Genomic DNA, 23,653 nt, shown 5'->3' on the forward strand with positions numbered 1-23,653 from the left:
CCGACTGTCGATTCGGTGCTCAGTGCGTACCGTCCGAGTTGTTGGGGCTGCCGCTGCTGACGGCCGCGCCGTCGGCCTGGGCCTGCGCCTTGAGTGCGTCCTTCTCCGCCGGCGTGAGCACCGGGGGCTCGGTGGACGGCTGGCGCTTGCCGAACCCGTTGTACGGGGCCATCGGCGGGCGCTTCACCACCCGGCCGCAGATGCGGGCCATGTCGGCGGTGGAGAGGGTCTCCTTCTCCATCAGCTCCAGGACGATGCTGTCCAGGACGTCCCGGTACTCGACCAGGATCTCCCAGGCCTCGTCGTGGGCCAACTCGATGAGCGCCCGCATCTCGCTGTCGATCTCGGCGGCCACCGCGTCGGAGTAGTCCCGCTCGTGGCCCATGTTGCGGCCGAGGAACGGCTCGTCGCCGCTGGTGCCGTACTTGATCGCGCCGAGCTTGGAGCTCATGCCGTACTGGGTGATCATCGCGCGGGCCAACTGGGTGGCCTTCTCGATGTCGTTGCCGGCGCCGGTGGTCGGCTCGTGGAACACCAGCTCCTCGGCGGCCCGGCCGCCCAGCGCGTACGCCAGGGTGTCGACCATCTCCGCGCGGGTCTGGGTGTACTTGTCCTCGGTCGGCAGGACCAGGGTGTGGCCCAGCGAACGGCCGCGGGACAGGATCGTCACCTTGTGCACCGGCGCGGCGTGCGGCAGCGCCCAGGCGACCAGCGCGTGCCCACCCTCGTGGTACGCGGTGATCTTCTTCTCCTGGTCGCTCATCACCCGGGTCCGGCGCTGCGGACCGGCGATCACCCGGTCGATCGACTCCTCCAGGGAGTCGTTGGTGATCGCGCGCTGGTCCTTGCGGGCGGTGAGCAGCGCGGCCTCGTTGATCACGTTGGCCAGGTCGGCGCCGCTGAAGCCCGGGGTACGCCGGGCCACCGAGTCGAGGTCGACGTCGGGGGTGAACGGCTTGCCCTTGGCGTGCACCCGCAGGATGGCCTTGCGGCCCTCCATGTCGGGGGCGTCCACCGGGATCTGCCGGTCGAACCGGCCCGGGCGCAGCAGCGCCGGGTCGAGGATGTCCGGCCGGTTGGTGGCGGCGATCAGGATGACGCCGCCCTTGGTGTCGAAGCCGTCCATCTCGACGAGCAGCTGGTTGAGCGTCTGCTCGCGCTCGTCGTGACCGCCGCCCATGCCGGCGCCGCGGTGGCGGCCGACGGCGTCGATCTCGTCGACGAAGACGATCGCCGGGGCGTTCGACTTGGCCTGCTCGAACAGGTCGCGGACCCGGCTGGCGCCGACGCCGACGAACATCTCGACGAAGTCCGAGCCGGAGATCGAGTAGAACGGTACCCCGGCCTCGCCGGCGACGGCGCGCGCGAGCAGGGTCTTGCCCGTTCCGGGCGGGCCGAAGAGCAGCACGCCCTTCGGGATCTTGGCGCCCAGGGCCTGGTACTTCGCCGGGTTCTGCAGGAAGTCCTTGATCTCCTGCAGCTCCTCGACGGCCTCGTCCGCGCCCGCGACGTCCGCGAAGGTGGTCTTCGGCGTGTCCTTGGTGATCATCTTGGCCTTGGACTTGCCGAAGTTGAGCACCCGGGAGCCGCCGCCCTGCATCTGCGACATGAAGAACAGCAGCAGCAGCACGAGCAGCGCGATGGGCAGCAGGTTGACCAGCAGGCTCACCCAGACGCTGTCGCTCGACACCTTGGTGTCGGCGGGGCCGGTGATCCGGTTGGCCGCCTTGGCGGCGAGGACCTCGTTCCAGACCTGCTCACCGGCCTGGTACGGGAACTGCGCCTCGATCCGGTCGGTGGTGGTGTCGTCGAACTTGGTCTTGCTCTCCAGGTCGAGCTGGAGCGTCTGCTCCTTGTCCTGGTAGACCGCCTTCTTGATCTTCGCGGTATGCAGTTGATCGAGCGCAACGGACGTGTCCACGCGGTGGTAGCTGGGACCAGCGGTGAACAGCTGACTGAGCACAACGGCGCCGAGGATGACCAGGATGATCCAGACCACCGGTCGGCGGAAGAAACGCGTACGTTCCATACTGTCGTCGGGCGAAGAGACGCCCGCATCCTCCTGATCGACGTCCTGACCGTCTTCAATGGCGTTTGCCGCCGTGGCGGCGGCCGGAGCCGCCGTGCGGGCCGGCCTCGACCCCGGGCGCGTCACTTCCGCGCCACGGTCATTCGACGGTACACCGTGTGCGCGAGATGTGAGCTTGTGAGCCCAGCAGTTACGCGTACGGCGAACCGGGACGGCCGGCGTGCCGGGAGCTCCGCGCCCGACCATCCGACCGCCCGGTCACGCGGTTCGAGGGGTCGGGCAGGGAGAAAGCCTCCACGTCACCGGCCCCTACCGTAGTCCCGTTGGCTGAGAGCGCGCTGAACGTCGGCTTGACGCGTGCCGGGCGTGGGCCGGGCCGAGCGGGTCCGCGGCCGCGTCGGCCGCGCTCACGCCCGCGCGTAGACCTCCGGCTTGAGCACGCCGACGTAGGGCAGCTCGCGGTAACGCTCGCCGAAGTCGAGGCCGTAGCCGACGACGAACTCGGTCGGGATGTCGAACCCGACGTACTTCACCGGGACCGGGACCTTGACCGCGTCCGGCTTGCGGAACAGGGCGACGACCTCGACGCTGGCCGCCGACCGGGACTCCAGGTAGCGCAGCAGCCAGGACAGGGTCAGCCCGGAGTCGACGATGTCCTCGACGACGACCACGTGCCGGCCGGCGATGTCCCGGTCCAGGTCCTTCAGGATCCGCACCACACCCGAGGAGGTGGTGCCCTGGCCGTACGACGAGATGGCCATGAAGTCCAGCTCGGCGGGCGGGCCCTGCCGCCCGAGCGCCCGGGCGAAGTCGGCCATGAACATGACCGCGCCCTTGAGCACGCAGACGAGCAGGAGGCCGTCCTCGACGTGCGCGTAGTCCGCGGACACCTGCTTGGCGAGTTCCGCGGTCTTGTCGCGGATCTGCGCCTCCGAAATGATCACGTGGTCGATGTCGGCGTCGTACCAGGAGCCGTCAGCCATAGCTCCTAGCCTGCCGTACGCCGGATGCCCCCCGTCGGCGGGGCCGCCCCTTTCGGCGCGTCCCCGCCCACGATTTTCCGGTACGAAGGGAGCGGATCGGGTCAGCAGGTGCGGGACGCCCATCGCCGGCCCTCCTCGGTGGGCTTCCAGTCCGCCGAGTCCCTGGTGTCGGTGGCGAGGCCGGCCGCCGAGGCGACCGCGAGGAGGAGCAGGAAGAGCAGGAGCAGCAGGAATTCCATGACGAGCTCGCTTTCGCGTGGCTTTGACTGGTTTTCGCCGCTGGTGCGCACCGGGCTGCACCCAGTCTGCGCGGCGCCCGAACCGGCGGACAGCGGCAGCAATGCCACGGGGCATCGATTTCCTGCCAATCGGCGGGTTACCCTCGTCACATGCTCCGCTCGGTCGCCGTCGTCGCGTTGGATCAGGTCGCCGCGTTCGAGCTGGGGGTGCTCGCGGAGGTGTTCGGCACGGACCGCACCGCCGACGGCTTCCCCGGTTACCAGTTCGCCGTCTGCACCGTCGACGGCGGCCCCGTGCAGACCGGCTCCGGGTTCCACCTCACCCCGCACGCGGACCTCGGGCCGATCGAGCACGCCGACCTGGTGGCCGTGCCCGCCCACGGCAAGGACGGCGCCGCCGTTCCACCCCCGGTCCTGGATGCGCTGCGCCGGGCCGCCACCCGGGGCGCGTACGTCATGAGCGTCTGCTCCGGCGCGTTCGTGCTCGGCGAGGCCGGGCTGCTCGATGATCGGGAGTGCACCACCCACTGGCGGCACGTCGACGAGTTGCAGCGCCGCAACCCCCGCGCGCGGGTGCGCTGCAACTCGCTCTACGTAGCCGACGGCCGGCTGCTCACCAGCGCGGGCACGGCGGCCGGCATCGACGCGTGCCTGCACCTCGTACGGCAGGAGCACGGCTCGGCCACCGCCACCCGGCTGGCCCGCCGGATGGTCGTGCCGCCGCACCGCGACGGCGGCCAGTCCCAGTACGTCGAGGCACCCATCCCGAAGGCCCCCGAGGCGCCGACGCTGGAGCCGGTCCTCGCCTGGCTGATGGGGCGGCTGGACCGGCCGGTGACCGTCGACGACCTGGCCGCCCGGGCCGGGATGTCCCCGCGCACCTTCGCCCGCCGGTTCCGCGCCGAGACCGGAACGACGCCGCACGACTGGCTGACCAACCAGCGGGTGCTGCTGGCCCGGCGGCTGCTGGAGGAGACGGGGCTGAGCGTGGAGAGCGTCGCCGGGCGGGCCGGCTTCGGCGACGCGGCGGCGCTGCGGCACCACTTCACCCGCCGCGTCGGCACCACCCCGAACGCCTATCGAGCCACCTTCCGCGACCGCATCGGGGCGCACTGATGCCGCGACCGTCCCTGCGAAACCAGCCGCCACAGCGCCAGCGGACAGCGGCCAGCGGACAGCGGACAGCGGACAGCGGACAGCGGACAGCGCCACAACGCCACAACGCCACAACGCCACGACGCCACAACGCCACGACGCCACAGCGCCACAGCGCCACAACGGGCACGACGGGCACGACGGGCACGACGGGCACGACGGGCACGACGGGCACGGTGACAGAAGGGCTGGCACGGCGGGAGCCGTGACAGGGACGGCCGGGTCAGCAGCCGACGGCGGCGCCGTCCACCCGGGGCTCGGTGCCCGCCACGTAGCCGCCGGCCGGTGACCGCCACAGCGCCTGCCCGTACCCGAAGACCGCGGGCTCGTCGGCGACGGTGACCTCGTGCCCCCGGGCGCGCAACCCCGCGACCAGGCTGGGCTCGGCCGCCAACTCCGGCTCGACGAGCAGCGACCGGCCGGCGTGCCAGTACCAGCGCGGGGCGCCCAGCGCGGCCTGCGGGTCGAGCCTTCCGTCAAGGGTCGCCGAGACCAGCTGGACGTGCCCCTGCGGCTGCATGTGCCCACCCATCACCCCGAACGGACCGATCGGCTCGCCGTCCCTGGTCAGGAAGCCGGGGATGATCGTGTGGTACGGCCGCCTGGCCGGCCCGACCGCGTTGGGGTGACCGGGGTCGAGCCGGAAGCCGAGGCCCCGGTTCTGCAGGGCGAAGCCGTGCCCGGGCACCACCACGTGCGAGCCGAACGCCAGGTACGTGGACTGGATCAGGCTCACCATCATCCCCCGGGCGTCGGCGGCGCAGAGGTAGACCGTGCCGCCGCGCTCCGGGTCGCCGGCCGTGGGGCTGCCGGCCCGATCACCGACCAGGGCCCGGCGGGCCTTCGCGTACGCCGGGGACAGCAGCGCCTCGGTGGGCACCCGCGCGTAATCCGGGTCCGCGACGTGGGCATGCGCGTCGGCGAAGCCGAGCTTGACCGCCTCGATCTGCCAGTGCAGCCGCTCCTCGGGCGGGAACGCGGCGAGGTCGACCCCGTCGAGGACGCCCAGCGCGAGCAGTGCGGCGAGCCCCTGCCCGTTCGGCGGCAGCTCCCACACCTCGTGCCCCCGGTAGCGGACGCTGACCGGGCGCACCCAGGTCGACCGGTGCCGGGCCAGGTCGTCGGCCGTGACGAGCCCGCCGGTGCGGGCCGCGTGCGCGGCCAGGGCCTCGGCGATCCGGCCCCGGTAGAAGTCCTCCGCACGCGTGGCGGCGATCCGGCGCAGGGTGGTGGCGGCGTCCGGGTTGCGCCAGCGCTCGCCGGGCCGGGGCGCCCGGCCGTCGATCGTGAACACCCGGCCGAATTCGGCGTACTCCGGCCCGGCGAGGCCGGCGTGCCCCGCCACCCCGCGCGCCCAGGTCGCCGCCGCGCCGGGGCTCACGGGATGGCCGTGCTCGGCGTAGCCGATCGCGTCGGCGAACAGGTCGGCGAACGGCAGGGAGCCGAACCGGTCGTGCAGGTCCCGCCAGCCGGCAGGGGCGCCGGGAACCGTGACCGGCAGCCAGCCCCGGGCCGGCATGGCCCGGCCGGCGGCCTGGTCGCCGCCGAGCGCGTCCACCGGCTCGGCGCCTAGGCCGCCGGTCGCGGCGAGCACCGCCTCGCGGGTGAGCGCCGCCGGGGACCGGCCGGAGGCGTTCAGCCCGTGCAGCCGCTCGCCGTCCCAGACGATGGCGAAGAGGTCGCCGCCGATGTCGTTCGACGGCGGTTGCACCACGGTCAGCGTGATAGCGGTGGCCAGCGCGGCGTCGACGGCGGTGCCGCCACGCCGGAGCGCGGCCAGGCCGGCCGCGGCGGCCAGCGGGTGGCTCGTCGCCACCGCGCCGTTCCGGGCGTGGAGCGGCTGTCGGGGGTACGCCATCCGCCATGTCTACCGCGCCGGGCGCGGCGGCGGGAGCCCGCACCGGCAGGCGCTCCGCCATGTCGGCGACATAGCGGTGACCCGGCACCGGCGACCCCGCCATGTCGCCGACATGGCGCGTTGCGGGGCCGGGAAGGCCGCCACGTCGGCGATGTGGCGCGTTGCGGGGCCGGGGAGGCCGCCACGTCGGCGATGTGGCGGTATCCCGGGGCCAGCGACCCCGCCAACCGCGCTACCGCCCGCCGTCGACCACCAGCCGGCCGGCGCGGCGGACAACCTGAATCCCGCCGGGAAGATGGGCGGGCCCCTGCCCGCGCCAGCCGGTGACCAGCGCGTCGAGTGCGGCGACGTGCCGGTGTGACAGCGCGGCCGGCGACGCGCCCAGTTCCCGGGCCCAGGCGTGCAGCACCCGGGCCCGGACCGCGGGCACCAACCCGGCCAGCGCCGCGACCGACAGCCCGCCGCCGGCGGCCCGCACTCCAGCTGGCGGCTCGCTCCGCACCGTGAGCGCCTCCGCCGACACCCCGTCAACCCCGGCCCCCACCCCGGCCGGCCGCTCGCCCTCGGCGGCTGGCGGCGAAACGGCGACCGGCGGCGAAACGGCGGCCAGCGGCGAAACGGCGACCGGCGGCGAAACGGCGGCCAGCGGCGAAACGGCGGCCAGCGGCGAAACGGCGGCCAGCGGCGAAACGGCGGCCAGCGGCGAAACGGCGGCCAGCGGCGAAACGGCGACCGGCGGCGAAACGGCGACCGGCGGCGAAACGGCGACCGGGCCAGCCGCGAGGGCGGCGGCGGCCAGGTCGTCGAGGGCGGCGGTGTCGGCGGCCACCAGCCGGGCGGTGCGCGCCAGGTTGTCCACCACCGCGGGGCCGAGCGCCCGGATCAGCGCGGGCAGCAGCTCCGCCCTGACCCGGGCGCGGGCGTACGAGGGGTCGGTGTTGTGCGGGTCCTCCCATGGCGTCAGCCCGAGCGCCGCGCACGCCTTGCGGGTCTGCTCCCGGCCGACGTCGAGCAGGGGCCGCAGCAGCGGCACCCCGGACAGGTCCCGCCGGGGCGGCATCCCGGCCAGCCCGCGCGGGCCGGCACCCCGGGCGAGCGCGAGCAGGACGGTCTCCGCCTGGTCGTCGCGGGTGTGCCCGGTGAGCAGGGCGGCAGCGCCGTGCCGCCGGGCCGCCTCGACCAACGCCTGGTAGCGCGCCTGGCGGGCGGCCGCCTCCGGGCCGCCCGGGCGGCCGGCGACCTCGACCCGTACCGCCTCCGCCGGTGCGAACCCGGCGCCGGCGGCCCAGGCGGCGACGTCGGCGGCCCGCCGGTCGGAGCCGGCCTGGAGGCCGTGGTCGACGGTGATCAGCCCGGCCCGCCGGCCGAGCCGGGGCGCCACGAACGCGGTGGCGGCGGCCAGGGCGAGCGAGTCGGCCCCGCCCGAGCAGGCGACGAGCACCGGGCCGTCCCCGGTCAGCCCGGTGAGCGCCCGGCGGACGGCGGCCCGCAGCGCGGCGACCGGCGGGGAGAGCGCGGCCATCGGCGTACGGTCAGCCGACGGTGGGGGTGGCGCCGGTCGGCCCGTGCACCCGGGCCACCCAGGCGTCCGGGTCGCCCAGCTCCTCCAGCCGGGGCAGGGTGAGCGGCGAACCGAAGACCTTGTTGAAGCCGTCCATGCCGACCCGCTCGACCACGCCGTGGACGAACTTGCGGCCCTCGGCGTACTGGCGCATCTTGACCTCGACGCCGAGCAGCCGGCGGACCGCCTTCTCCAGCGGGTTGCCGGCCTCCCGGCGCCGGTTGAACGCGGCCCGGATGCGCTCGACGCTCGGGATCACCTGCGGCCCGACGCCGTCCATCACGAACTCGGCGTGCCCCTCCAGCAGCGTCATCAGCGCGGTGAGCCGGTCCAGCACGGCCCGCTGGGCGGGGGTCTGCACGAGGTCCAGGACGCTGGTCCGGCTCTCCGGGTCCCGGATCGCATCGGAGAGGGTGGCCACGCCCCGGCGCAGCCGCTCCAGCAGGTGCTCGCCGCCCTGCGAGGCGTCCACGAACGCCTGCACCTCGCCGAGGAAGTACGCCCGCATCCAGGGCACGGCGGTGAACTGCGTCCGGTGGGTCACCTCGTGCAGGCAGACCCAGAGCCGGAAGTCGCGCGGGTCGGCCTGAAGCTTTCGCTCGACCTCGACGATGTTCGGGGCGACCAGCAGCAGCTGGCCCGGGTCGCCGGAGAAGACCTCGTACTGGCCGAGGACCCGGCCGGAGAGGTACGCCAGCACGCTGCCGGCCTGCACCCCGGTCAGCCGGGAGCCGATCGCCTCGGTGAGCGGGCCGGGCCGCTTGTCCCCCGCGAGGCGGCTGACGAGCGGGGCGATCACCTCGCGCAGCCCCGCGATGTTGGTCGCCGCCCAGTCCCGCCGGTCCACCACCCGCACGGGCGGGTGGTGGACCTGGGAGTGCAACCCCGTGTAGTCGGCCACGTGGCCGGCCGCCTCGTCGGTGAGCCGCCGCAGCTCGGCGACGACCTCGGTGGCCTCCGCGTACGACACCCGGGGGCCGGACTTACCCAGTGCCCCCGCGGTCGCGGCGGCCAGATCCCAGTCGACGAACTGCGCCATGGACCCACCGTACCCGCGCCGGAACACCTCGCCGGCCGGCGATCAGGCCCATACCGCCTCCAATCACCGCCAACTCGCCCCGTATCGGGTCAGCGGCAGCCGCAGGCGGCCAGGGCGGAGGTGATGCGGTCGAGTGCGCGGCGGGTCTCGTCCGGGGTGCCGGCCGGGGCCTCGTCGGTGAGCACGGCGAAGGTGAGCAACCGCCCGTCCCTGGTGGTGACCAGTCCCGCGATGGCGTGCACCCCGGTCAGCGTCCCGGTCTTCGCCCGCACCACGCCGGCCCCGGCCGTGGTGCCCGTCGCCTGGTACCGGCCGTCGAGGGTGCCGGACCAGGCGGCGACGGGCAGGCCGCCGAAGATGGCGGCCAACTCGGGGTGGCTGCCGTTGCCGGCGAGCGTGACCAGGTCGGTGAGCAGGGAGGGGCTGATCCGGTTGTCCCGGGACAGCCCACTGGCGTCGGAGAGGGTGATCTCATCGGCTGGCAGGCCCAGCTCGCCGATCACCGCGTCCATGGCCGCCGCGCCGCCGGCGAACGACCCCGGCTGGTTGCGGGCCAGCGCCACCTGCCGGGCCAGCGCCTCGGCGATCACGTTGTCGGAGTCGCTGATCATGATGTCGACCAGCCGGATCATCGGCAGCGACTCGACCCGCCCCAGTTCGGCGCCGGGCGTGACGGTGCCGGCCGGGGCCCCGTTGGCCGCGGGCGCCCTGCCCCGCCTCACCTCGGCGGCGTCCCCGGAGAGCCCGAGCAGCCTGGCGAACGCGCGTCCGGCGGCCAGGTCCGGCTGCGCCGACCGCTGCGCCCAACCGTGCATGTCGTCGAAGTTCTTCCGCGCGGCCTCCGGGTCCGTACGAGCGCCGTCCGTCATCAGCGCGGTGATCGCCGCGCCGAAGCCGCCGGTCGGGATGTCGGAGTCCCAGCCGGGCCCGTGCACCGGGCCGGGGAAGAGCGAGGAGTCGACGGTGACCTTGGTCGGCTCCGTACCCCCGAGGGCGTGCTCGACCTGCTTCGCCAGGTCGTCCAGGCGGGCCGCCCCGGGGTAGAAACCGTCGCCGTCGACCGCCAGGGTCGGGTCGCCGCCGCCCACCAGCACCACCTCGCCCGGGTCGGTGCCGGCCACCGCCCGGGTCGGGATGCGGTAGCTGGGACCGCGGGCGGCCAGCACGGTCACCGCGGTCGCCAGCTTGGTCACCGAGGCGGGCACGGTGCCGTCGTCGCCGCCCCGGGCGTAGAGCGAGTCGCCGTCCGCCACGTCCGCCACCGACACGTTGACCCGACCGCCGAGTTCGGGAGCGCGGACCAGCGGGTCCAGCGCGGCGCGGACCCCGTCGGGGGTCGGCGCCGGCGCGCCCGGGTCCGCGCCGGCGAGCACCGGCACGGGGGCGGACTCCGCGGCGTCGGCGGCCGCCTCCGGTGCGACCCGGTCCGCGCCGAGCCAGCCGGCCACCGGGCCGGGCCGGACCACGGCCAACCCGGCCCCGACCAGGGCGAGCAGCAGCACCGTGGCCAGCACGGCGAGCGGGAGCCGCCGGCGACGCCGGGCGGGAGTCGGGGGGACGCCGGGCGGCGGGCCGGGCGGCGGCGGGACGGCGGACACCGGGGGCGGGGTGTCGACCGGGATGCGCGAGGCGTCGGTGAGGTCGGCGTACCGGTCGGCGGCCGTCGGGCCGGCCGGGGGCGCCCACGCCGGCGGCGGTGGCAGGTCGCTCGGCGCGGTCAGGGCGCCGCCCGGGGGCGCGGCGGCGGGATCGGGCCTACGGGGCAGATTGGCCCCGGGCACCGGAAAACGGCCGTTCACCCTCCCGGAAGGCGGGCGTCCGTTCTCCCGTCCGTCAAGCCCCTCCGGGCGGTAGTGTGAATCTTCCCTCCCCACGGCCCCCTCCTCCCGGTGTGGAAAACAGCTTGGGTGACACTACTTCGGTCCGAACACTATGCGGCGGCCGGAGCCCGCGGGTGCATTCACCCGTACGGGAGCGGCGTCACTGGTTTCCGTCAGCCAGCGTGGGCAACGAGGGAGCGTGGGAGATGGATTTCGACGTCACGGTTGAGATCCCCAAGGGTCACCGGAACAAGTACGAGGTGGACCACGTGACCGGCCGCATCCGGCTGGACCGCACCCTCTTCACGTCCACGCAGTACCCGGCGGACTACGGGTTCATCGAGGGCACCCTGGGCGAGGACGGCGACCCGCTGGACGCCCTCGTGCTGGTCCCCGAGCCGACCTTTCCGGGCTGCCTCATCCGCTGCCGCACCATCGGCATGTTCCGGATGACGGACGAGAAGGGCGGCGACGACAAGGTCCTCTGCGTGCCCTACGAGGACCCGCGCCAGGAGCACCTGCGGGACATCCACCACCTGGGCGAGTTCGACCGGCTGGAGATCCAGCACTTCTTCGAGGTGTACAAGGACCTGGAGCCGGGCAAGTCGGTCGAGGGCGCGACGTGGGTCGGCCGGGTCGAGGCCGAGGCCGAGATCCGCGCGTCGTACCGGCGTGCCAAGGAGGCCGAAGAGCGCGGCGAGTCCGCGCACTGAGCCCGCCGGGGAGCGCGGCGCGAGCGTTCGCCGCGAACCGCCGGTGAAGCGCGCGAGCGCGCCGGGGACCGCCGGTGAAGCGCGCGAGCGCGCCGGGGACCGCCGGAGAGCGTGCGAGCGCGCCGCAAACCACCTGACGTCGACGGGCCCGCCGGGCCGCTCAGCCGAGCAGCCCCCGGGCCCGTTCGTACAGGTCGAGCACCGCGCAGGCGACCGGCACGACGGCCACCACCAGCGCGGTGTCGGCCAGGTCGGCCGCCCGGCCGACGTACGGCGAGACGGGCCGCCGGGCGTAGGCGGTGCCGGCCGCCACGGCGGTCAGGGCCACGGCGAGCCCGCCGGCGGCCAGCAGCAGCAGCCGCCCGGCCGGCCCGGAGTCCGCGGCGAGCACCCCGCCCAGCAGGGCATACCCGGCCAGCCCGGCGACCACTGCGGGCACCCGCTGGCGCACCGCCACGAAGAGTCGGGAGCGCAGCAGCAGCACGGCGGAGACGACGGCCACGAGCAGGCGTCCGGCCAGCCCGCCCGCCGTGGCGAGCACCGCCGCCGCCCCCACCACCAGCACGGCGTGCCCGAGCAGCATGCCGGTCAGCATCTCCTCGGTCCGGGCCACCGCCGCGTGCACCCGGGCCCGGTCCGGCAGGTCCCGGACCGCCGCCGCCCCCGGCGTCGGGTCGCCGGGCAGGGTGATCGGCGGCAGCGGCAGCTTGCCCAGCCGGATGGCGACCAGCGGCAGCGCGCCCAGCGCGAACACCAGGGCGCACAGCAGCACCGCCGTGGCGCCCTCCGGCGGCAGCGCCAGCGCGCCCAGGGCGGCGAGGGCGGCGCTCAGCCCGACCGTCGCGCCGGCCACGAAGACCCGTACCCGGCTGGCCACGCCGAGCAGCCCGAGGACCGCCGCCAGCAGCAGCGCGACCGCCCCGGCCAGCAGCTCGGGGGCCCCCAGCCAGGGCAGCGCCCGGACCGGGCCGACCGGGTCGCCGGAGCTGACGGCCAGGGCGCCGGCCGCGGCGGCGTACGGCAGGGCGTAGCCGCCGAGGGTCGCGCCGGCCGCGCCGTCGGCGTACGCCCGGGAGGCGGCCGTGCCGGCGAGCGTGAGCAGCAGCGCCACCGCGACCGCGACGGGCCAGCCGGACCGGTACCCCGGCCCGGCGGCGAGCAGGGCGAGCAGCCCGACGGCGAGCGGCACCCCCGCTCCGGCCAGCGCGGCGGCGCGGGTGGCGGCGGGCGACCAGGCGGCGCCCCGGCGGCGGGCGCCGTCCACGATCGCCTCGACCACGTCGTCGTACTCCAGCTCCGGCCACTCGGCGCGGGCCGGCACCAGGTGCAGCACCTCGCCGTCGCGCACGCCCTGCGGCAGCAGCGCCTGGGCGGTCAGCAGCGCGGCCCCGTCGGCGCGCCGCAGCACCCAGCCGCCGTGCCGCTCCCCGTCGTCGGCCAGGCCCTCCCCCGCGTGCCGCAGCACCTCGGGCAGCAGCTCGGCCAGCGGCACCTGCTCCGGCAGGGCGACGTCGACCCGCCGCCGGGGGGCGCTGATCGTGACGCGGGCGAGCCCGGTTGCCATCGACGTGTCTCCAATGTCAGGCGGGGAGTGGTACGGCGCGGACGACAGGACTTTACCTACGATGAGCCAGGCTCGGGTTACCGAGCGCTGTGGGGAGGCCGAGTGTCCACTGTCGTCGTCAAGCGACCGCCCCGGCGTCCGGCGCCGGACATCCCGGTGGGCGAACTGCCCGTCGACGGGCCGCCGGAGATCCCCGCCGTCGCCGGCGGGCGCTGGCAGCAGGCGCTGATGCTGCTGCCCATGCTCGGCGGCACGGTGGCCATGGCGATGATGTTCGGCCGCGGCGGCGGGGCGTACTCGTACGTGGTCGGCGGCCTGTTCGGGCTCTCCTCGCTGGCGATGCTGGTGACCTCGTGGGGCAGCGCGTCGGGCACGCCGAAGAAGTCGGAGATGATGGCGGCCCGGCGTGAGTACCTGCGGCACCTCACCACGCTGCGCCGCCGGGTCCGGCAGACCGCCGGGCAGCAGCGGGCGGGGCTGTACTACCGCCACCCCGACCCGGGGCGGCTCTGGTCGACCGTCGACAGCCACCGGGTCTGGGAGCGCCGGCCGGCCGACCCGGACTTCGCGGTGGTCCGGGTGGGCGTCGGGCCGCAGACGCTGGCCACCCCGCTGGTTCCCCCGGTCACCCGGCCGCTGGAGGAGCTGGAGCCGATGACCGCGGGCGCGCTGCGCCGGTTCCTCGACGCGTACTCGGTCGTGCCCGACCTGCCGGTGGCGCTGTCGCTGCGCAGCTTCGCCCGGGTGTACGTGCGGGGCGGGCCGGCCCGGCAGGGGGCGGACGGGACCGTCCGGCCCGGCACCGGGTCGCCGGACGCGCAGGCGCTGGCCCGGGCCGTACTCGCCCAACTCGCGGTGTTCCACACCCCCGACGAACTGCTGATCGCGGTCTGCGCCGGCCCGGAGCGCCGACCGCTGTGGGAGTGGGTCAAGTGGCTGCCGCACGCCCAGCACCCGACCCGCTACGACGCCCTCGGCCCGGTCCGCCTGGTCACCAGCTCCGCCGTGGAGCTGGAGGGGCTGCTCGACGAGGTGCTGTCCAGCCGGTCGCGGTTCAGCCCGGCCGGCCCGGCCACCGACGGCCCGCACGTCGTGGTGGTGCTCGACGGCGGCGACCTCACCGGCGCGACCGACCTGGTCGGCGACGGCGGCATCGACGCGGTCACCGTCGTCGACCTGGACACCCCGCCGCCCCGCCTGCTCGACCGGTACGCCCTCCTGCTCGACCTGCGCGGCGGCCGGCTGCACTCGCACTCCGCCGACGGGGCGGCCGAGGTCGGCACCCCCGACCGGTTGGCGCCGGCCGACGCCGAGGCGGTCGCCCGCCGGCTGGCCCCGCTGCGGCTCGCCACCGCCGTACGCGGGCCGGACGCCCCGGTCAACGCCGAGCTGGGCCTGCCCGAGCTGCTGGGCATCGGCGACCCGGAGAACTTCACCGCCGAGCAGGGCTGGGCGCCCCGCTCGGCGCGGGACCGGCTGCGGGTGCCGATCGGGGTGGGCACGGACGGCGGCGCGATCGAACTGGACCTCAAGGAGTCCGCGCAGGACGGCATGGGCCCGCACGGCCTGCTGATCGGGGCGACCGGATCCGGCAAGTCCGAGCTGCTGCGCACCCTGGTGCTCGGGCTGGCCGCCACGCACAGCTCCGAGCAGCTCAACTTCGTGCTGGTCGACTTCAAGGGCGGGGCGACGTTCGCCTCCTTCGAGCGGCTGCCGCACACCGCCGCGGTGATCACCAACCTGGCCGACGCGCTGCCCCTGGTCGACCGGATGGTCGACGCGATCAACGGCGAGCTGGTCCGCCGCCAGGAGCTGCTGCGCCGGGCGGGCAACTTCGCCAGCCTGCGCGACTACGAGCGGGCCCGGGCGGCGGGCGCCCCGCTGGCCCCGCTGCCGTCGCTGCTGCTGATCTGCGACGAGTTCTCCGAGCTGCTGTCGGCGAAGCCGGACTTCATCGACCTGTTCGTGCAGATCGGCCGGCTCGGCCGGTCGCTCGGCGTGCACCTGCTGCTGGCCTCACAGCGGCTGGAGGAGGGCCGGCTGCGCGGGCTGGACACGCACCTGTCGTACCGGATCGGGCTGCGCACCTTCTCGGCGCTGGAGTCCCGGTCGGTGCTCGGGGTGCCCGACGCACACGAGCTGCCCCGCTCGCCCGGCCACGGCTACCTGCGCTTCGGCACCGAACCGCTGGTCCGCTTCAAGGCCGCGTACGTCTCCGGGGCGCTGCGCCGCACGGGCGGCGCGGCGGGGGCCGGCGGGGCCGGCGCGCCCCGGCTGCTCGCTTTCTCCACGCACGTCGTGCCGGTCCCGGAGCCGGTCACCCCGACTCCGCCCCCCGCCGAGGCGGAGACCGGCGTGGAGAGCCTGCTCGACGCGCTGGTGGGCCGGCTGGCCGGGCAGGGCCCGCCGGCGCACCAGGTGTGGCTGCCGCCGCTGGCCGAGGCGCCGACCCTGGACGAGCTGCTCGGGCCGGTCGGCACCGACCCGGCGCGCGGGCTGACCGTCGCCAACCCGGAGCTGCACGGCGCGCTCCAGGTGCCGGTGGCCGTCGTCGACAAGCCGTTCGAGCAGCGCCGGGACCTGCTCTGGCTGACCCTCGGCGGGTCGGCGGGGCACGTCGGGGTGGTCGGCGGCCCGCAGAGCGGCAAGTCCACCCTGCTGCGCACGCTGGTCTGCGCGCTGGCGCTGACCCACACCCCGGCCGAGGCGCAGCTCTACTGCCTCGACTTCGGCGGCGGCGGGCTCGGCGCGCTGCGCGACCTGCCGCACGTCGGCGGGGTGAGCGGCCGGACAGACCCGACCGCCGTCCGGCGGACCGTCGGCGAGCTGGTCACCCTGCTCGCCGACCGGGAGCGGCGCTTCGCCGAGCTGGGGGTGGACTCGATGGGCGCGTACCGGCAGCGGCGCGCCGCCCTCGCCGCCGCCGGGCAGCCGGCCACCGACCCGTTCGGCGACGCGTTCCTGGTGGTGGACGGCTGGGACGCCCTGCGCAAGGAGTACGAGGACCTGGAGCCCCTGGTCACCGAGCTGGCCACCCGGGGCCTGTCGTACGGGGTGCACGTGGTGGCCACCGCCCACCGCTGGACGGACTTCCGGCCGGCGGTCCGGGACCTGTTCGGCTCGCGCGTCGAGCTGCGCCTCGGCGACCCGACCGACTCGCTGCTGGTACGGCGGAACATCGCGGCGAGCGTGCCGGAGCGGACGCCGGGCCGGGGGATCACGGCCGACAGCCAGCACTTCCTCGCCGCGCTGCCGCGCCTGGCCGGGCTGGGCGGGGAGACCGCCGACCTGGTCAAGGCGGTCGCCGCGGCGTGGACCGGCCCGGCCGCGCCCGCCGTCCGGCTGCTCCCGCCCGTGCTGCCGTACGCGGAGCTGGACCTGACCGTGACGACGGGCCTGGCGCTGCCGATCGGGATCGCCGAGGCCGACCTGCGGCCGGTGGCGCTGGACTTCGCCACCGAGCCGCACCTGCTGGTCTTCGGCGACGCCGAGTGCGGCAAGTCGTCGTTCCTGCGGGCGCTGGCCACCACCATCGTCGGCCGGTTCACCCCCGACCAGGCCCGGGTCATCCTGGTGGACTACCGGCGCAGCCTGCTCGGCGCCATCGAGACGGACCACAACATCGGGTACGGCATCGACGCCGCCCACACCACCGACCTGGTCGAGTCGGCCGCCGGGTACATGCAGCTCAGGCGTCCCGGCGGGGACATCACCCCGGCGCAGCTGCGGGAGCGGTCCTGGTGGTCGGGGCCGGAGCTGTTCGTGCTGGTCGACGACTACGACCTGGTCGCCAGCGCCCCGGTCAACCCGCTGCGCGCGCTGGAGGAGTACCTGCCCCAGGCGCGGGACATCGGCCTGCACCTGGTGCTGGCCCGCCGGGCCGGCGGCGCCGGCCGGGGGTACGACCAGTTCCTCCAGCGGCTGAAGGAGCTGTCCACCCCGGGGCTGGTGATGGCCGGCAGCCCCGAGGAGGGGCCGCTGGTCGGCCAGGTCCGGCCCGGACCGCTGCCCCCGGGCCGCGCCCGGCTGGTCACCCGGCGGGAGGGCGTACGGCTGGTGCAGCTCGCCCACCTGCCTCCGCAGTGACCGCTGTTCGCGGTTCGTCCCGTCGCGGACGCGGGAACCGGTAATCTCCGAGCAGCATGTGTCCACGGCGACGAATGGCGGGGATGTGACTGGGGTTCGGCACGGCCGCCAGCCGACGGGGCGAGGGCTCACCGGCCGCGCGCTGCTCGGCGCGACGGTGGTCGCGGTGTCGGTCGCCGGTCTCGCGCCGCCGCCGGCCCACGCCGCCGACCTCGCGCCCGTCGCCGCCCCGGCGGTCCACGCCGTCGGCCTCGCGCCCGTCGCCGCCCCGGCGGCCCTGCCGGTCGCCCGGCCGGCAGCGCCGGTCGACACGCCGGCGCGCACCGACCAGATCCGCGACGAGCAGTGGCAGCTCGACGAGCTGCGGGCGGCGACCGCCTGGCAGTCCTCGACCGGGCGCGGGGTCACCGTGGCGGTGATCGACTCCGGGGTGGACGGTTCGCACCCGGACCTGGCCGGTCAGGTGCTGCCCGGCATCGACCTGGTCGGCGACGGCGACACCGACGACGGGGCGGACCCCGTCGGGCACGGCACGACCGTGGCCGGCCTGATCGCCGGGCGCCGCGACGACAGGCGGGGCGTGGTCGGGCTCGCCCCGGACGCCAGGATCCTGCCGGTCCGGGTCCTGGACGACAAGAACCGGTACGACGACGCGATGATCGTCGCCAAGGGCGTGCGCTGGGCGGTCGACAACGGCGCCCGGGTGATCAACCTGTCGCTCGGCGGCAGCGGTGACAGCCCGGCCCTGGCGGCCGCGCTGGACTACGCGTTCGTCCGCGACGTGGTGGTCATCGCCTGCACCGGCAACCTGGCCACCTCCTCCGACGTCAGGGTCTGGTACCCGGCGCGGGAGCCGGGCGTCGTCGCGGTCGCCGGCCTGGAGCAGGCCAGCGAGAACCTCTGGGCCGGCTCGATCACCGGCCGCGCCACCGTCCTCACCGCACCGGCGACCGGCCTGGTCGGCGCCCGGCCGGGCGGATACTGGCGGGTGCAGGGCACCAGCTTCGCGTCCCCGCTGGTCGCGGCGACCGCCGCGCTGATCCGGGCCCGCTGGCCGCAGATGTCGGCCGGCGACGTGGTGAACCGTCTGATCAGCACCGCCCGGGACATCGGCCCCACCGGCCGCGACGACCGCTTCGGGTACGGCCTGGTCGACCCGGTCGCCGCGCTCACCGCCGACGTACCAGCGGTGTCGCACAACCCGCTCGACGACCACTCATCCCCCGGCGTGGTCGGCTTCGGCCCGGCACCCGGCGTCCCCGAGCACGACCGGCTGACCGCCACGGACAGCGCCCCGCCCGGCCTGACCACCGCCGAACAGCGCAGCGGGTGGTTGGCGCAGCCGGCCGGCGGCGGGCACGATTCGGACCGGGAACGGCTGTGGGCGGGGATGGTCCTCGCCGTCGCCGTCGTCACCGGAACCGCGCTGATGGTCCGCCGCCTGCGGCGATGGGGCCGCTGACCGGCCCGCGCCGGCCCCGTCGCAGCCGCCCGGTCTGATCGGGTGCTGCGCGGGGTAGGGATGCGAGCATGAACAGGCCAGGTCGCACAGAGCTGCCAACCCGCCCGCCGTGGCCGGTCCGCCGGCTCGACCCCGACGCGTCCCTGGGGCTGCGGCTGACACTCGCCGCCACCGCGGCCTTCCTGATCCTGGTGCCGTTCGCCCTGCTCGCCGTGCTGGTCGTCGGAGCCTGGCCGCCGCTGCACCGGCTGGACGCCGCGGTGACCGACGCCCTGCACGGGTACGCCCTCGGCCATCCGGCCTGGGTGCGCTTCATGACAGTGTGGACAGACGTCTTCGGCCCGGGACCGCTGCGGCTGGCCGCGCTCGCGGTGGTGGTCTGGCTGTTCCGCCGGGGCGCGCACCGGCTGGCCTGGTGGGCGATCACCACGATGGTGGTCGGTGGCCTGCTCGGTCCGCTGCTCAAGCTGCTGGTCGGCCGCCACCGGCCGGACCTGCTCGACCCGGTGGCCTCGGCCGCCGGCTACGCGTTCCCCTCCGGGCACGCGCTGAACGCCGCCCTGGCCGCCGGGGTGCTGCTGCTGGTGTTCCTCCCGTACGGCCGGGGGCGCCCGGCCGCGCGATGGGCACTGTGGGCCGGGGCCGTGCTGCTCACGGGGCTGACCGGGGTGAGCCGGGTGGCGCTGGGCGTGCACTGGGTCAGCGACGTGGCCGGCGGTTGGCTGCTCGGCACGGCGACCGTGGCCGCGACGACCGCCGCCTTCCGCACCTGGCGGGCCCGGACGGGCCGGCGGCCGGGGCACCCGGTCACGGAGGGCGTCGAGCCCGAGTTGGCCGACCGGGGGGAGCCGCGCCGGCCGGACGACCGCCGCGCGTAGTTCGGCGCGCGCCGGGGTAATGGGCGGGCCATGTCCGATTTCGCGGTACGGGCTCTCCGGTGGGTGGTGCTGCCGGTGGCCCTGCTTCTGGCGGTCATGGTGCTACTGGGGGTCCTCGTCACCCGGGTGTTCGACCGGACGTGGCCGTTCACCGTGGAGGACGCGGTCAACCGCGAGCTGGCCGCCGACCGGACCGAGGGCTGGAACAACGTCTCGCTCGTGTTCAGCACCCTGGCCAGCACGCAGGTGATCGTCGTGGTCACCGTGCTGGTGGCCCTGGTTCTCTTCCTGGTGCTGCGCCGCTGGCGGGAGCCCATCTTCCTGTGCGCGGCGGTCAGCGCCCAGGCGCTGGTCTTCCTGCTGACCACGATCGCCATCGACCGGCGCCGCCCGGCGGTCGAGCACATGGACGTCTCTCCGCCCACCTCCAGCTTCCCGTCCGGGCACACGTCGGCGGCGGTGGCGCTCTACGTCGGCGTCGCGGTGCTGCTCGCGGTGCGGTCGAGGGGCACCGGGGCGAAGGTCGCCTGGTGGGCCCTGCTGCTGGTGGTGCCGGTCGGCGTCGCGCTCACCCGGATGTACCGGGGCATGCACCACCCGAGCGACGTGGTCGCGTCCTTCCTGAACGGCGGCGCCTGCGTGCTGATCATGGCGCGGGCGGTGCTGGACCGCGGGGTGCGGTGGGGGCGGGGGAAGCTGTCCACCGTCACCGGCCGGGCCGGCGAATCGGCCCGTGCCACCACTCCCGCCTCCTGACCCCGGCTCGGGCGTCGGTCAGGTGCACTTGCCGGTGCTGACGGGGCGGGTCCGCTCGGCGCCGGCGAGGGCCACCGGACGGGCCTCGGCGGCGGTCACCGCGAAGCCCGTGTGCGGGTCGTCCGCCGCCGCCGCGAAGATCACCCCGAGCACGAGCCCGTTCGAGGAGAGCAGCGGACCGCCGGAGTTGCCGCTGCGGACCCACGCCCGGATCGTGTAGATCTCCCGGGTGACGTCCCCCGAGGAGTAGATGTCCGGCCCGGTGATCCGGTCGACGTCCCGAACCCGGGCCGACTGGGCGTTGTACGGCCCGTCGAGCGGGAAGCCCAGCACGACGGCGTCCGCACCGCTGCCCGCGTTGCCCGCGGCGAAGCGCAGCGACGGGCCGGGCAGCCCCGGCACCCGGAGCACGGCCAGGTCCCGGTCCGGGTCGTAGACCACCACCTCGCCGTCGTACCGGTCGCCGTCGAGCTCGACCGACACCGAGCGGGTGCCGGCGACGACGTGGGCGTTGGTCATCACCCGGTCGTCGGCGTACACGAAGCCGGAGCCCTCGATGCGGCGCGCGCAGCTCGGCGCGGAGCCCAGCACCTTGACGACCGAGCGCCGGCCGTCGGCCACCACCTCCGAGCCGGCCAGCGCCGGGTCCGGGGGATCGACCTGCCGCGCGCGGGTCGGCGCGAGGTCGCCGAAGACGTCCGGGAAGCCGTTGGTGTCGACGGTGTCCCGCAGCGCGTTCGAGACCTGCTTGGCCCGCTCGGGCATCACCTCGTCGACCACGGTCAGCAGGGCGCTGTTGCGCACCGAGGCGGCGAGCCAGGGCAGCGACGACGAGCCCAGGGGCGCCACCACCAGCCAGGCGGCCAGCAGGACGGCGACGGTCGAGACGAACACGCCGCCGATGTCGTCGGCGTGTCTGCCGACCTCGCTGGTGATCGTCTTGCGCAGGTGGGAGCCGACCCAGCCGGCCAGCGCCTGCCCCGCCACCGCCAGTCCGAAGACCGCGGCCAGGGAGACCAGTACGCGCGTGCCGGGTTCGGCGAACTGCCGGGCCAGCAGCGGCCCGGCCTGGAGGCCCACGAGGACGCCCAGGAAGAAGCCGGACAACGACAGCAGCCCGATCACGAAGCCCTGGTGGTATCCGCTGATCGCGAACACGAGCATGAGCAGGAGCAGGACGACATCCACGGCGGACACGGGTCAAGGGTACGGGCACAGCGCTCGGCTGGCCGTCGCTCGCTGAACGTGACGGTCAGGTCAGCGGGCCGGCCATCTCGTCGACGGCGTCCGTGCCGGCCGACGGTGCCGGGGCCGCCCCGGTCGGCGGCAGGTCGACGACCCGGTCCCGCGGCCACGGGCGGGCCCAGCCACCCATCTCCAGCAGTGTGGCGAGCACCCCGGCGGTGAAGCCCCAGACCAGCATCCCCCGTACGGAGAAGGCGGGGCCGATCCAGCCGCTGGGGTGGCGTACCCGCATCCGGTTGTCCGGGTCGACCAGCTCGGCGATCGGCAGCCGGGCGACGTGCGCGACCTCGGCCGGTTCCCGGGGGTGCACCGGGTGCGGCCGGTGCCACCAGGCGAGCACCGGGGTCACCACGAAGTCGCTGACCGGGATCCACAGCTTCGGCAGTTCGGCCAGGACGGTGACGCTGGCCGGGTCGAGGGCGACCTCCTCGTTCGCCTCGCGCAGCGCGGTGGCGGCGGCGTCGGCGTCCTCCGGGTCGGCCGCCCCGCCGGGGAACGCCGGCTGCCCGGCGTGGTTGCGCAGGGTGGCGGCGCGCTGCAGGAGCAGCACGTCCGGGCCGGCGGCGGGCTCCTCGGCGAGCAGGACCAGCACGGCGCTCTCCCGCCCGCCGCTGGCCGGGGTGGCGATCCGGGTGAAGTCCTCGGCGCGGGCGGTGCCGAGCCGGGCCAGCAGCGGGTCCAGCCACGGCGGCGGCTGCCGGGTCATGACTCGCCCTCGGTGCGCGACAGCGCGGCTGGCGAGCCCGGCCCGGTCCACGCGCTCATGACTCCACCGCCACGCCCAGGTGCTCGCGGACGAGGGCGGCGAGGCGGGCGTCGTCCAGCGCGCCCGAGGTGTCCACGTGCCGGATCCGCCCGTCGCCGTCGACCAGCACGGTCAGCGGGATGGCGTTGCGTTCCAGCCCCCGCCGCAGGCTCTCCCCCTGGTCGAACAGGACCGGGAAGCGGATGCCGAAGTCCTCGCCGATCGACTGTGCCGCGTCCCGGCTGTCCCGGGTGTTCACGCCGATCACCTGGAGCCGGCCGGCCGTACGCTCGCTGAGCCGCTGGAACGCGGGCAGCTCCTTGCGGCAGGGCGGGCACCAGGACGCCCAGAGGTTGATGACCGCCGGCCCCCGGATGTCGCGCAGCGCGACCGGCTCGCCGCCGGTGAAGCAGGGCAGCGCCAGGTCGGGCAGCGCCGGGCCGCCCGGCGCGGCGGCGGGTGCCGTCCCGGCCGGGCCGGGCGCGGCCGAGGAAGAATCCGCGGGTGCCGCCGAGACGGAACCCGCAGGCGCGGCGGAAGCGGAACCCGCGGGCGCGGCCGAGGCCGGCGGCGCGGTCAGGCCGGCGCAGGCGGCGAACGGCGACGGCCGGGTGTTCTTCCGGGGCGCGGTGGCCGACGGCTCCTCGGCGGTCGCGGTGCAGGCGGCGGTCAGCAGGGCCACCGGCAGGAGCAGGGCGGCGAGGCGGCGCTTCACGGCACCTCCGCCACGACCGCCTGCTGCGGCACGAGCGCCGGATCGACGCCGGCGGCGACGGCCAGGTCCCGGGCCCGGGGGCCCTTGAGCAGCTTCGCGGCCGCGGCCGCCTCGGTCGGCCCGGTGCCGTACGACGGGCAGAGCCTCGCCAGCGTGCACGCGCCGCAGGCCGGTTTGCGGGCGTGACAGACCCGCCGGCCGTGGAAGATGATCCGGTGCGACAGCATCGTCCAGTCGCGCTTCGGGAACCGCGCGCCGACGGCGTGCTCGATCTTGACCGGGTCGGTTTCGGCGGTCAGCCGCCAGCGGTGCACCAGCCGCTGGAAGTGGGTGTCGACCGTGATGCCGGGGACGTCGAAGGCGTTGCCGAGGATGACGTTGGCGGTCTTGCGCCCGATCCCGGGCAGCGTCACCAGATCGGCGAGCTTTCCCGGCACCCGCCCGCCGTACCGCTCGACGAGGGCCTGGCCCAGCTTGATCAGCGAGTCCGTCTTGTTCCGGTAGAAGCCGGTCGGCCGGATCAGTTCCTCCAGCTCCGCCCGGTCCGCCCCGGCGTAGTCCGCCGCCGTCGGGTAGCGGGCGAACAGCTTCGGCGTGACCTCGTTGACCTTCTTGTCCGTGCACTGCGCGGAGAGGATGGTGGCGACGGCCAACTCCAGCGGGTTGGCGTGGTCGAGCTCACAGTGCGCGTCAGGATGGGTGTCGGCCAGCATCCGGCCGATCTTCCGCGCGCGCCGGGTGCGGCCGAGATCGGTCTCGGTGGCTCGGGAGGGACTGGTGGTCACGACGGCCAGCCTACGTCGGA

Annotated in this window: 17 protein-coding genes and 2 pseudogenes; 6 read left to right on the forward strand and 13 right to left on the reverse strand. The window is 75.4% G+C overall.

The features are described from left to right. Positions 1 to 19 precede the first annotated feature (19 nt). The 3 genes from ftsH to ACGFIZ_RS06065 form a co-directional block, all read right to left on the reverse strand. A complete protein-coding gene (gene ftsH / locus ACGFIZ_RS06055) occupies positions 20 to 2,029 on the reverse strand; it encodes an ATP-dependent zinc metalloprotease FtsH (RefSeq protein ID WP_393416303.1) in 2,010 nt (669 codons plus the stop codon). Positions 2,030 to 2,436: 407 nt separating this feature from the next. Next, a complete protein-coding gene (gene hpt / locus ACGFIZ_RS06060; protein ID WP_393416304.1) occupies positions 2,437 to 3,012 on the reverse strand; it encodes a hypoxanthine phosphoribosyltransferase in 576 nt (191 codons plus the stop codon). 101 nt (positions 3,013 to 3,113) lie between these two features. Continuing rightward, entirely contained in the window at positions 3,114 to 3,251 is a 138-nt protein-coding gene (locus ACGFIZ_RS06065) for a hypothetical protein (RefSeq protein ID WP_393416306.1), read from the reverse strand. A 150-nt stretch (positions 3,252 to 3,401) separates the two neighbouring features. Here ACGFIZ_RS06065 and ACGFIZ_RS06070 point away from each other — a divergent pair, with 150 nt between their 5' ends. Then, the gene (locus tag ACGFIZ_RS06070; protein ID WP_393416308.1) at positions 3,402 to 4,367 is read left to right on the forward strand and encodes a GlxA family transcriptional regulator; all 966 of its coding nucleotides are present in this window, start codon (positions 3,402 to 3,404) and stop codon (positions 4,365 to 4,367) included. Between the two features lie 262 nt (positions 4,368 to 4,629). Here ACGFIZ_RS06070 and ACGFIZ_RS06075 read toward each other — a convergent pair whose 3' ends face one another. The 5 genes and pseudogenes from ACGFIZ_RS06075 to dacB all read right to left on the reverse strand — a co-directional run bounded on the left by ACGFIZ_RS06075 (position 4,630) and on the right by dacB (position 10,462). Continuing rightward, positions 4,630 to 6,264 (reverse strand): gamma-glutamyltransferase family protein, encoded by a 1,635-nt coding sequence (locus ACGFIZ_RS06075; protein WP_393416310.1) that lies wholly within the window; start codon positions 6,262 to 6,264, stop codon positions 4,630 to 4,632. Between the two features lie 232 nt (positions 6,265 to 6,496). Further along, positions 6,497 to 6,748: pseudogene (locus ACGFIZ_RS06080) on the reverse strand (TilS substrate-binding domain-containing protein); the annotation flags it as partial. Positions 6,749 to 7,045: 297 nt separating this feature from the next. Next, positions 7,046 to 7,786: pseudogene (tilS, locus tag ACGFIZ_RS06085) on the reverse strand (tRNA lysidine(34) synthetase TilS); the annotation flags it as partial. 10 nt (positions 7,787 to 7,796) lie between these two features. After that, positions 7,797 to 8,864: a zinc-dependent metalloprotease gene (locus tag ACGFIZ_RS06090; RefSeq protein ID WP_347666818.1), complete on the reverse strand. Its 1,068-nt coding sequence runs from the start codon at positions 8,862 to 8,864 to the stop codon at positions 7,797 to 7,799. A gap of 89 nt (positions 8,865 to 8,953) precedes the next feature. After that, a complete protein-coding gene (gene dacB, locus ACGFIZ_RS06095; protein WP_393416460.1) occupies positions 8,954 to 10,462 on the reverse strand; it encodes a D-alanyl-D-alanine carboxypeptidase/D-alanyl-D-alanine-endopeptidase in 1,509 nt (502 codons plus the stop codon). A gap of 428 nt (positions 10,463 to 10,890) precedes the next feature. Here dacB and ACGFIZ_RS06100 point away from each other — a divergent pair, with 428 nt between their 5' ends. Then, entirely contained in the window at positions 10,891 to 11,397 is a 507-nt protein-coding gene (locus ACGFIZ_RS06100) for an inorganic diphosphatase (RefSeq protein WP_393416312.1), read from the forward strand. Between the two features lie 160 nt (positions 11,398 to 11,557). Here ACGFIZ_RS06100 and eccD read toward each other — a convergent pair whose 3' ends face one another. Next, the gene (eccD, locus tag ACGFIZ_RS06105; protein ID WP_393416314.1) at positions 11,558 to 12,961 is read right to left on the reverse strand and encodes a type VII secretion integral membrane protein EccD; all 1,404 of its coding nucleotides are present in this window, start codon (positions 12,959 to 12,961) and stop codon (positions 11,558 to 11,560) included. A gap of 102 nt (positions 12,962 to 13,063) precedes the next feature. Between eccD and eccCa the strand changes: the two genes are divergently transcribed. From eccCa to ACGFIZ_RS06125, 4 genes are all read left to right on the forward strand, one after another. After that, the gene (gene eccCa / locus ACGFIZ_RS06110; protein ID WP_393416316.1) at positions 13,064 to 17,047 is read left to right on the forward strand and encodes a type VII secretion protein EccCa; all 3,984 of its coding nucleotides are present in this window, start codon (positions 13,064 to 13,066) and stop codon (positions 17,045 to 17,047) included. Between the two features lie 277 nt (positions 17,048 to 17,324). Further along, complete coding sequence (gene mycP / locus ACGFIZ_RS06115; protein WP_393416462.1) at positions 17,325 to 18,509, forward strand: type VII secretion-associated serine protease mycosin; 1,185 nt, start codon at positions 17,325 to 17,327, stop codon at positions 18,507 to 18,509. 68 nt (positions 18,510 to 18,577) lie between these two features. Beyond that, positions 18,578 to 19,387 carry a phosphatase PAP2 family protein gene (locus ACGFIZ_RS06120; protein WP_393416318.1) on the forward strand — a complete coding sequence of 270 codons (810 nt, stop codon included), beginning with the start codon at positions 18,578 to 18,580 and terminating at the stop codon, positions 19,385 to 19,387. Between the two features lie 30 nt (positions 19,388 to 19,417). Continuing rightward, positions 19,418 to 20,143 carry a phosphatase PAP2 family protein gene (locus ACGFIZ_RS06125; RefSeq protein ID WP_393416320.1) on the forward strand — a complete coding sequence of 242 codons (726 nt, stop codon included), beginning with the start codon at positions 19,418 to 19,420 and terminating at the stop codon, positions 20,141 to 20,143. Between the two features lie 18 nt (positions 20,144 to 20,161). Here ACGFIZ_RS06125 and ACGFIZ_RS06130 read toward each other — a convergent pair whose 3' ends face one another. The 4 genes from ACGFIZ_RS06130 to nth are packed head-to-tail and all read right to left on the reverse strand — an operon-like array spanning position 20,162 to position 23,633. Then, positions 20,162 to 21,340, reverse strand: a complete 1,179-nt coding sequence (locus ACGFIZ_RS06130; RefSeq protein WP_393416322.1) for a MarP family serine protease — start codon at positions 21,338 to 21,340, stop codon at positions 20,162 to 20,164. 55 nt (positions 21,341 to 21,395) lie between these two features. Next, complete coding sequence (locus ACGFIZ_RS06135; protein WP_393416324.1) at positions 21,396 to 22,094, reverse strand: NUDIX hydrolase; 699 nt, start codon at positions 22,092 to 22,094, stop codon at positions 21,396 to 21,398. Positions 22,095 to 22,149: 55 nt separating this feature from the next. Next, positions 22,150 to 22,848 (reverse strand): TlpA family protein disulfide reductase, encoded by a 699-nt coding sequence (locus ACGFIZ_RS06140; protein ID WP_393416326.1) that lies wholly within the window; start codon positions 22,846 to 22,848, stop codon positions 22,150 to 22,152. Beyond that, positions 22,845 to 23,633 (reverse strand): endonuclease III, encoded by a 789-nt coding sequence (nth, locus tag ACGFIZ_RS06145; RefSeq protein WP_347666828.1) that lies wholly within the window; start codon positions 23,631 to 23,633, stop codon positions 22,845 to 22,847. The genes ACGFIZ_RS06140 and nth overlap by 4 nt, the downstream gene beginning before the upstream one ends. Between the last annotated feature and the right edge of the window lie 20 nt (positions 23,634 to 23,653).

Origin of the sequence: Micromonospora sp. NPDC048830 (genome assembly GCF_043198215.1) — a bacterium.
GTDB lineage: Bacteria > Actinomycetota > Actinomycetes > Mycobacteriales > Micromonosporaceae > Micromonospora.

Coding starts and splice junctions, on each gene's coding strand:
- ACGFIZ_RS06100 (WP_393416312.1), top strand. CDS start 10,891: ATGGATTTCGACGTCACGGTTGAGATCCCCAAGGGTCACCGGAACAAG.
- ACGFIZ_RS06065 (WP_393416306.1), bottom strand. CDS start 3,251: ATGGAATTCCTGCTGCTCCTGCTCTTCCTGCTCCTCCTCGCGGTCGCC.
- ACGFIZ_RS06090 (WP_347666818.1), bottom strand. CDS start 8,864: ATGGCGCAGTTCGTCGACTGGGATCTGGCCGCCGCGACCGCGGGGGCA.
- ACGFIZ_RS06075 (WP_393416310.1), bottom strand. CDS start 6,264: ATGGCGTACCCCCGACAGCCGCTCCACGCCCGGAACGGCGCGGTGGCG.
- hpt (WP_393416304.1), bottom strand. CDS start 3,012: ATGGCTGACGGCTCCTGGTACGACGCCGACATCGACCACGTGATCATT.
- ACGFIZ_RS06120 (WP_393416318.1), top strand. CDS start 18,578: ATGAACAGGCCAGGTCGCACAGAGCTGCCAACCCGCCCGCCGTGGCCG.
- eccD (WP_393416314.1), bottom strand. CDS start 12,961: ATGGCAACCGGGCTCGCCCGCGTCACGATCAGCGCCCCCCGGCGGCGG.
- ACGFIZ_RS06135 (WP_393416324.1), bottom strand. CDS start 22,094: ATGACCCGGCAGCCGCCGCCGTGGCTGGACCCGCTGCTGGCCCGGCTC.
- ACGFIZ_RS06070 (WP_393416308.1), top strand. CDS start 3,402: ATGCTCCGCTCGGTCGCCGTCGTCGCGTTGGATCAGGTCGCCGCGTTC.
- ftsH (WP_393416303.1), bottom strand. CDS start 2,029: ATGGAACGTACGCGTTTCTTCCGCCGACCGGTGGTCTGGATCATCCTG.
- ACGFIZ_RS06125 (WP_393416320.1), top strand. CDS start 19,418: ATGTCCGATTTCGCGGTACGGGCTCTCCGGTGGGTGGTGCTGCCGGTG.